Consider the following 2,065-nt stretch of genomic DNA (forward strand, 5'->3'; position numbering starts at 1 on the left):
GTAACCACCTCAAACCACCACAAGTTCAGCGCCACCCCGTCGCCAGGGCAACCCGTCTACCTTACCAGACCAACCGGACAGATGCCACCTTTGCGCATCAATCAGGAGAATCTGGACAGTCAGCCGGTGTGTGGGCAGCCTGCTATCCCTCAAGATTTTTAGGATCTTTCGGACGCTGATCGCCGCCCAACGAGGGGAAACTCTAGCAGCCCTCAGACACCTCGAACGCCACTTTGATATCCGGTAAACCTTTCCCGCCCCTCAGCCATCCCAAACAGCGAGCGATTCGCGCCGGCGCAACCCGCCAGCAAGTCATCCGCAATCGCCAGACGTTACGAAGAGGGTGCGGGACTCCGCTGGCGCCACCCCGGTGCCCGGAACCCCGCCCGTGGAGGTGGTCATCATGACGCGGTCGGAGTTCGACGACATCCGTGCTCACATCGCGGCGGAGGAGGGCGACTCGGACGATCTACTGCAGATCGCCCGAACCCTGCTTGACGACTTGGAGCAGGCGCGGCTGCGGGAGGCAACACTTCGCGCCCGGTATCTGGGTTTGCTGACGGCCGCCCGGGCGACCGTTGCCTCCGACGCCGTCGGCGACCCCAGCCCGCTGACGTACCTGCGTCACGAGCTCGGCAAGAGGGGACAGTTGCCTGGTGACGACGAGGAGGCCATGCGCATCCTCGCGGATGCCCGTATGGCGGAGGAGCTCCTCGCCCACTTGCAGGAGACGCCACCGAACCGCATAAGGACCAGCGCGCGGATGCGCGGGTGCTCCGGCGCCGCACGAAGGCTGCCTCGGTAACACGATCCCGGCGAAGTCGGCCAGGCAACCTCACGTCCGGAGATGACGCCCTTTGCCGGGACATGAGGGTCGTCCTGGGAGACTTCCCCCATGTGGATGCGGTGGCTGAACTGGGCGGCTGTGACCCTGGTAGCGGTGTTCGGCCTGCTCTGGCTAGGCGTGGTGGTGTTCGCCGCCACGACGACCCCAGGCTGGTTGCGCGCCGTCCAGGGTGCCTTCAGCCTCGGCCTGATCGGGTGGGCGGCCAAGAAGTCGCTGCTCCTGATCAGGGCCCTCGCTTGAGCTACTTCGCATCGCCGTAGCAGGACACCGCCACAGCTTGCATCGGGATGCGGACCGAGGTCTCGCCGAACAGCAACCGCGTGGCCTCCTCTGCGGCTCGGCCCACCGCCGCCGACACCTCGGCCGCGAGCTCCTGCGGGCAGTGGACCATCACCTCGTCGTGCTGGAAGAACACCAGACGAGCCGGGGCGGGCAACAGCCCCCGCAGCAGGGCCATAAGGGTGAGCGCCCACTCGGCGGCCGTGGCCTGGACGACGAAGTTGCGGGTGAACCGCCCCCGGTCGCGAGCCGCGCGGCCCCCCTCGGGCCCGGACACAAGGTCGAGCCAGCGCGCCGACGGCGGGGGGCAGGTGCGCCCGAGCCAGGAACGCACCAGGCGGCCTTCCTCGCCCGCCTTCGCCGCGTCCTCCACGAAGGCGTACGCCTGCGGGAACCTCTGGCGCATGATGGCCAGCAACTTCGGAGCGTCGCCGCTGGTCCCGCCGTACATCGCGGACAGCATGGCGATCTTGGCGCTGTCGCGGTCGCCGCCGAAGGCCTGGGCGAGCGCGGCGTACAGATCGATCTCTCCCGCGGCGCGGGCCAGGCCTCTGTCACCGGCCATCGCCGCGAGCACGCGAGGTTCGAGCTGCGCCCCGTCGGCCACGACCAGCCGCCATCCGTCGTCGGCGACCACCACCCGGCGCATCACCTTGGGGATCTGCAACGCACCTCCCCCGCTGGTGGCCCAGCGGCCCGACACCACGCCGCCCGCCACGTACTCGGGGTGGAAGCGGTGCCCGCGCACCCACTGGTGGGCCCACGTCCAGCCGTGGAAGCTGTAGAGCCGGGCAAGCTCCTTGTAGGCCAGAAGGGGCGCGACCGCCGGATGGTCGACCTGCTTGAGCACATGGGACCTCGTGGAGGAGACGGCCAGGCCGGCGGACTTGAAGGCCTTGACGATCTGCTGCGGGGAGTCGGGGTTGACCGCGCCGCCGA

The 2,065-nt window shown here is 68.7% G+C and carries 3 protein-coding genes; 2 read left to right on the forward strand and 1 reads right to left on the reverse strand.

Annotated elements, in window-relative coordinates; all coding sequences use genetic code 11:
• The first annotated feature begins 403 nt into the window (after positions 1-403).
• Positions 404-805 carry a hypothetical protein gene (locus ABD810_RS23820; protein ID WP_344944456.1) on the forward strand — a complete coding sequence of 134 codons (402 nt, stop codon included), beginning with the start codon at positions 404-406 and terminating at the stop codon, positions 803-805.
• 90 nt (positions 806-895) lie between these two features.
• The gene (locus ABD810_RS23825) at positions 896-1,087 is read left to right on the forward strand and encodes a hypothetical protein (protein ID WP_344944459.1); all 192 of its coding nucleotides are present in this window, start codon (positions 896-898) and stop codon (positions 1,085-1,087) included.
• Between the two features lies 1 nt (position 1,088).
• Here ABD810_RS23825 and ABD810_RS23830 read toward each other — a convergent pair.
• The coding region (locus tag ABD810_RS23830; protein ID WP_344944462.1) for a bifunctional 3'-5' exonuclease/DNA polymerase at positions 1,089-2,065 on the reverse strand (977 nt) is incomplete at its 5' end.

Origin of the sequence: Sphaerisporangium flaviroseum (assembly GCF_039537005.1) — a bacterium.
GTDB lineage: Bacteria > Actinomycetota > Actinomycetes > Streptosporangiales > Streptosporangiaceae > Sphaerisporangium > Sphaerisporangium flaviroseum.